The organism is Streptomyces sp. NPDC088747 (assembly GCF_044751025.1).
In the GTDB taxonomy this organism is placed as follows: Bacteria; Actinomycetota; Actinomycetes; order Streptomycetales; family Streptomycetaceae; genus Streptomyces.
In genome coordinates, this window is sequence record NZ_JBIVKZ010000009.1 from 362,485 (window position 1) to 368,877 (window position 6,393).

At 69.6% G+C, this 6,393-nt stretch carries 3 protein-coding genes, 1 tRNA gene and 1 rRNA gene; 1 reads left to right on the forward strand and 4 read right to left on the reverse strand.

Annotated features, from left to right (window positions below; all coding sequences use genetic code 11):
* Window positions 1–2,221, reverse strand: a 2,221-nt coding sequence (locus tag ACIP79_RS23110) for a HAMP domain-containing protein (protein ID WP_401226247.1), incomplete at its 3' end; no start/stop codon positions are given.
* A gap of 331 nt (window positions 2,222–2,552) precedes the next feature.
* Between ACIP79_RS23110 and ACIP79_RS23115 the strand changes: the two genes are divergently transcribed.
* Window positions 2,553–5,294: a SpoIIE family protein phosphatase gene (locus ACIP79_RS23115; protein WP_401226250.1), complete on the forward strand. Its 2,742-nt coding sequence runs from the start codon at window positions 2,553–2,555 to the stop codon at window positions 5,292–5,294.
* A 57-nt stretch (window positions 5,295–5,351) separates the two neighbouring features.
* On the opposite strand, the gene ACIP79_RS23120 is transcribed toward ACIP79_RS23115, so the two are convergent.
* From ACIP79_RS23120 to rrf, 3 genes are all read right to left on the reverse strand, one after another.
* A tRNA-Thr gene (locus ACIP79_RS23120) sits at window positions 5,352–5,427 on the reverse strand.
* 95 nt (window positions 5,428–5,522) lie between these two features.
* Complete coding sequence (locus ACIP79_RS23125; protein WP_401226287.1) at window positions 5,523–6,185, reverse strand: DegT/DnrJ/EryC1/StrS family aminotransferase; 663 nt, start codon at window positions 6,183–6,185, stop codon at window positions 5,523–5,525.
* A 113-nt stretch (window positions 6,186–6,298) separates the two neighbouring features.
* Window positions 6,299–6,393, reverse strand: a 5S ribosomal RNA gene (gene rrf / locus ACIP79_RS23130); the annotation flags it as partial.

The following is a 6,393-nucleotide window of genomic DNA, read 5'->3' on the forward strand; positions in this document are numbered from 1 at the left end:
TCACCTGCTCCGCGAAGTTCGAGAGCTGGTCGACCATCGTGTTGAGGGTGTTCTTCAGCTCCAGGATCTCGCCGCGCGCGTCCACGTCGATCTTCTGCGACAGGTCACCCCGGGCCACCGCCGTCGCGACCTGCGCGATGTTGCGCACCTGGGCGGTGAGGTTGCCCGCCATGCCGTTCACGGAGTCCGTCAGGTCACGCCACACACCGGCGACCCCGGGCACCTGCGCCTGCCCGCCGAGCCGCCCCTCCGTACCCACGTCACGCGCGACCCGCGTCACCTGGTCCGCGAAGGCGGAGAGCTGGTCGACCATCGTGTTGATGGTGTTCTTCAGCTCCAGGATCTCGCCGCGCGCGTCCACGTCGATCTTCTGGGACAGGTCACCCCGGGCGACAGCGGTCGTGACCTGAGCGATCTGCCGTACCTGCGAGGTCAGGTTCCCCGCCATGAAGTTGACGGAGTCCGTGAGTTCCTTCCACGTACCGGATACGCCGTCCACGCGGGCCTGACCGCCGAGGCGGCCCTCCGTGCCCACGTCCCGGGCCATCCGCGTGACCTGGTCGGCGAAGGACGACAGCTGGTCCACCATCGTGTTGACGGTGTTCTTCAGCTGGAGCATCTCGCCGGAGACGTCGACGGTGACCTTCTGCGACAGGTCACCGTTGGCCACGGCCGTCGTCACCTGCGCGATGTTGCGGACCTGGCCGGTCAGGTTCCGGAAGGCGGTGTTGACGGAGTCCGTCAGGTCCTTCCAGGTGCCGGCCGCGCCGGGCACCTGCGCCTGTCCGCCCAGTTCACCCTCGACACCGATCTCCCGGGCCACCCGGGTGACCTCGGCACCGAACGACGACAGCTGGTCGACCATCGTGTTGACGGTGTTCTTCAGCTCCAGCATCTCGCCGGCGACCTCGACGCTGACCTTCTGCGACAGGTCGCCGTTGGCCACCGCCGTCGTCACCGCGGCGATGTCGCGCACCTGGGTCGTCAGGTTCCGGAAGACCGTATTGACGGAGTCCGTCAGGTCCTTCCACGTCCCCGCCGCGCCCGGCACGTTCGCCTGCCCGCCGAGCTGCCCCTCGCCGCCGACCTCGTTGGCCACGCGGGTGACCTCGTCGGCGAACGTCCGCAGCGTCGCGGTCATCTGGTTGATGGTCTCGGCGAGCTGCGCGACCTCACCGCGTGCCGAAACCGTCACCTTCTGCGACAGGTCGCCGCTGGCGACCGCCGTCGTCACCTGGGCGATCCCGCGCACCTGGGCCGTGAGGTTGCCGGCCATGAGGTTCACCGAATCGGTGAGGTCCTTCCACACACCCGCCACACCCGGCACCTTGGCCTGGCCGCCGAGCTCGCCCTCCGTACCCACCTCGCGCGCGACTCGCGTCACCTCGGAGGAGAAGGACGACAGCTGGTCGACCATCGTGTTGACGGTGTTCTTCAGCTCCAGCATCTCGCCGGCCACGTGAACCGTGACCTTCCGGGACAAGTCACCCTTGGCGACCGCCGTTGTCACGAGAGCGATGTCACGCACCTGAGCCGTCAGCCGGTACGCCATGGTGTTGACCGAGTCCGTGAGGTCCTTCCACGAACCGGACATACCGCGCACCCGGGCCTGTCCGCCCAGCTTGCCCTCGGTGCCCACCTCGCTGGCCACCCGCGTGACCTCATCGGTGAACGTGGAGAGCTGGTCGACCAGGTTGTTGACCGTGCGGCCGACCTTGAGGAACTCACCGCGCAGCGGATGCCCGTTCCCGTCCGCGGCCTGCACCCGCAGGTCCATCCGCGGCGACAGATCGCCCTCAGCGACCGCCGAGAGCACCCGCCCGACCTCGGAGACAGGACGTACGAGATCGTCGACGAGCGCGTTCGAGGCGTCGATCGCGGCGGCCCAGGAACCCTCAGAGGCCCCGGCCGCCAGCCGTTCCGTGAGTTTTCCCTCACGTCCGACCACCCGCCGCACCCGGGACAACTCGCCCGTGAGGTGCAGATTCCGGTCGGCCACCTCGTTGAAGACCGCCGAGATCTCGGACATCACGCCGTCGCCGGAGACCGTGAGCCGCTTGCGGAAGTTGCCGTCCCGCATCGACACCAGGGCTGCCATCAGCCGGTTCAGGGCAGCCGTGTCCACTTCGGTGGTGCCGTTGCTCGGTGGGCGCGGGTTGCTACGGGACCGTCCGCCTTTCGCGCGCGTCTCAGTGCTCCGCGTCGCTGCGCCAGACTCCACTGCGTCCCTCCCACAAGGGTCGACCATTACTGCTCGGCGTACTCGGGTACTACTGCTCCGTTACTACTGCTTCGCGTACTCGCAGGCACTCAGCCTGCCAGTACCTTCACCAGGAGCCTGCCCAGTGTTTCACCATGCCTGAACCCGGCCATAACAGTTCGGCAGCTTCGCACACCGTCCGCACACCCTCCGGGCGGAAACAGTGCAACCTGCATCCGCATGGACGGCGAAGGTAAGTAACCTTGCATGCGGCTGTCCAGCCGTGCCGGTCCCGTTCGGCCTGGGCGGTGGCACGAGCACGAGCGGGCAGGCATCGGAGGGGCGCCGCACCATGACCACCGGACTGCACCCTGGGGGATCGCCCCAGGATCCCCGGCCGACGGGGAAGAACGCTCTGCCCCGGCAGGAGCGGGGCGGCCATGGAGCCCCGCATGCCGACAACCGGACAAGGAGTTCTGTGATCACCGCGCGCGCGGCCGCCAGTTTCGAGCCCGTGGGACGATCGGTCGCGACCGCCCGCTCCTTCGTCCGTGACACCCTCCAGGGCTGGGGCTTCGCCGACATCGTCGACGACGCCGTGGTCCTCACCAGCGAACTCGTCACCAATGCCGTCGTACATGCGGGCACCTCCGCGGACGTCCTGTGTCTGCGCAGCGACGACGGCGTACGCATCGAGGTGGCGGATCGCTACCCGGAACGGGAAATTCCACTCCAGGCCACGGCCATCAACATGGGCAACCCCGACAGCGAGGGCGGCCGCGGCCTCCAGCTCTGCGCCGCCCTGGCGGGCCGCTGGGGCGTCGAGTACACCCCCACGCAGAAGCAGGTCTGGTTCCAGCTCGAACTCCCCGAGCGCCCGGTGGGCACCCGCACCGCGGGCCCGGCCCTGCCGGCCGCCCTCCTCCCGCTCGCCGACGGCCGGGTACGGGTCGCGGTCGTCCAGATCGACCGGACCGGCGCGATCAACGCCTGGAACGAGGACGCGGAGGATCTCTTCGGCTACTCCGCCGAGCTGGTCATCGGCAAGCCGCTCACCGACCTCGCCGCCTGGCCGCACACCCCGGGCACCAGTACCGGAATCGTCGAGGCCCTCCAACTCTCGCGCTGGGAGGGCACGTACGGCATCCGCGGGGCCAACGGCCGGGTGACTCCCGTCTACGCCTCGCACCTGCGGGTCCGCGACACAGGCGGCGAACCCTCCACGGTCTGCCTGCTCGTACGCGACCACGAACGCGCCGTCCTCCAGACCCCGTTGCGTGTCTCGGCCACCGACACGACCACCAGCTCCGAGGGCCAGGCCTCCGACCCCTTCGAGGTCTTCATCGGTTCCCCGGCCCCCGACGACCTGGACGGCCTCCTCCAGCGCACGGTGGAGCGCGCCCGCGACATGCTCGACGGCGACTCCGCCTTCCTGCTCCTGGCGACCGACGACGAGACGGAGTTGGAGGTACGGGCCTCGACGGGCCTCCCCTCCGCCCGCCAGCGCTTCGCCCGCGTCCCCGTCGAGGCGGGCCCCGGGCGGTACGGCTCGGCCCGCATGCCGGCCGTCCACGAGGACCTGACGGTCGTCCCCGGCGCCGTCCCGCTCCTCAGCGGCACCGGCATGCGCTCGGTCGTCACCGTCCCGCTGAAGGTCGAGGGCCGCCTCACCGGCTCCCTCGGCGTCGCCGCCGAGGGACCGGGCAGATACTCCAACGAGGAGGCCCTGCGCCTCCAGTTCGCCGCCGACCGCATCGCGCTGGCCGTGGAATCCGCCCGCCTGGGGGAGCTTGAGCGTCTGCGCCGCGGCTCGCTGTCCTTCCTCGTGGAGGCCTCCGACCTCCTCGCCGGCACCCTGGACCGTGACCAGACACTGGCCCTCATGGCCCAGATGACGGTCCCGACCCTGGCCACCTGGTGCGCCGTCTACACGATCGCCGACCAGGCGTCGGATCCGTATCTCTCCTACGTCCTGCACGAGGACGAGGAACGCATCGACGGCCTCAAGGCGTTGCTCTCCAAGATCGACCCGCCGGACCCGGTCCCGACTCCCGGCGCGCGCATCTGGGCCGCCCCCGCGGAGGCGGCCCACGACGAGGCCCTGCGCAATTCCGTGCGCAGTCTGAGCGAACGCGCGACACTCAGCTCGGGAATCGGCTCAACTCTCGCCACAGCGGCCGCGGTCGGCGGCGAGACGGTCGTCCTCCCCCTGGTGGCGCGCAACCGCGTCATCGGCATGCTGACGCTGGGCAAGCCGTCCGACGAACACTTCCGTCAGGAAATCCTGGAACTCGCCGAGGACTTGAGCCGCAGGGCCGCCCTGGCCCTCGACAACGCCCGCCTGTACTCGGAGCGCATGGCCATCAGCCAGTCCCTCCAGCGCAGCCTCCTCCCCCCGGAACTCCCCCACATCGACGGCGTCGAGGTCGAGGTCATCTACCGAGCGGCCGGCGAGGGCAACGAAGTCGGCGGCGACTTCTACGACCTCTTCCCGATCCGCGACGGCGCGTACGGCTTCGCCATCGGCGACGTATGCGGTACGGGCCCGGAGGCGGCGGCGGTGACCGGCCTGGCCCGGCACGCGCTCAGGCTGCTGGCCCGCGAGGGATTCACCGGCCCCGCTGTCCTGGAGCGGCTGAACTCCGCGATTCTCGACGAGGGTGCCCGCAGCCGCTTCCTCACGCTCCTGTACGGCGAGTTGTGGCCCCAGGAGGACGGCTCGGCGCTCCTGAAGGTGGTCTGCGCCGGCCACCCGCTTCCGCTCCGCCTGCGCCAGGACGGCACGGTCGAACCGGCCGCCGACCCGCAGCCCCTCCTCGGCGTCATGGACGACCTGGAGCTGTACGAGCAGACCGTCACCCTCGATCCGGGCGACGTCCTCCTCTGCGTCACGGACGGCGTCACCGAACGCCGCGAGGGCACCCGCATGCTCGGCGACGACGGTCTCACGGACGTCCTCACCACCTGCACTGGGCTCACGGCGGGGGCGGTGGCCGCCCGGATCATGCGCGCGGTGGAGCGCTTCGCCTCCGACGCCCCGTCCGACGACATGGCGATTCTGGCGATGCGAGTTCCCGGCCTCCAGAAGGACTGAGGCCCGGCTCCCGAACACGACAAAGGCCCCCGCCCGTAAGGGCGGAGGCCTTTTCGCTGGAGCCCCCCAACGGAATCGAACCGTTGACCTTCTCCTTACCATGGAGACGCTCTACCGACTGAGCTAGGGGGGCCGGTCGCCTTTTCGAGGTTTCCCTCGCGGCAACGAGATAGATCATACCCCGAACCGAGGGATGCGCCCAACAAGTCCCGGCCAATCAGCCGTCGGTCAGGAAGCGGGCTGAAGCAGCCCACCGAGCGCATTGCACGCGGAGACGATTCGTTGCATCTCCCGCTTGGTCAACTCCCCGTCCACGGGCAGCGCGAGAGTGTCGTCCGCGGCCAGCTCGGTCACCGGAAGCCGTACGTCCCGACGGAACCCCGCCATACGGTGCACGGGCGTCTTCACCGGCACCCAGCACTCAACTCCCCTGGCCCGCACGGCCCGGGCGAAGGCGTCACGATCCGGCCGGCCATTGCCCGGCACCCGCACGACGTACTGCTGGTACGTGTGCCCGGCGCCCCCGTCCGGCGTCCGCACCCCACGCAGCCGCGCGTCGAGGTACGCGGCCCGGGTCCTGCGCTGCGCGATCTCGTCGTACGGCGCCTCGGACTCCCCCTGCTCCAGCACGAGGAGTCCGCGCCGCTGCCCGACCTCCAGGAGGCGTGCGATGTCCGCCGACCGCCCGAAGCGGTGCACGGCGACGAGGGCCGCCGTCCGCGGAGTCACCACGGACTCGACGGCGTCGGCGTCGAGGCAGTACGTCGTGGGGTCGATGTCGGCGAAGACGACGGTCGCACCGGCCTGGGTGACGGCCTCGGCGACCTCGACGTTCCCGAACGCCGGCACGATGACCTCGTCACCGGCTCCGACACCTGCGGCCCTGAGCATTGCGGCAGTACCCATGCTTCGGATGGTGGTCGCGCAACGTGAACTGCAAGTGACGCAAAACAAAAAAGAGCTGGTCCCCGAACCGAAGTTCGGGGACCAGCTCTCTAAGATTTGTTCGGCGGCGTCCTACTCTCCCACAGGGTCCCCCCTGCAGTACCATCGGCGCTATGAGGCTTAGCTTCCGGGTTCGGAATGTAACCGGGCGTTT

What these genes read in the sequence shown, in the direction of transcription:
- ACIP79_RS23125 (WP_401226287.1), bottom strand. Translation starts at nt 6,185, where the DNA reads ATGCTCAGGGCCGCAGGTGTCGGAGCCGGTGACGAGGTCATCGTGCCG.
- ACIP79_RS23115 (WP_401226250.1), top strand. Translation starts at nt 2,553, where the DNA reads ATGACCACCGGACTGCACCCTGGGGGATCGCCCCAGGATCCCCGGCCG.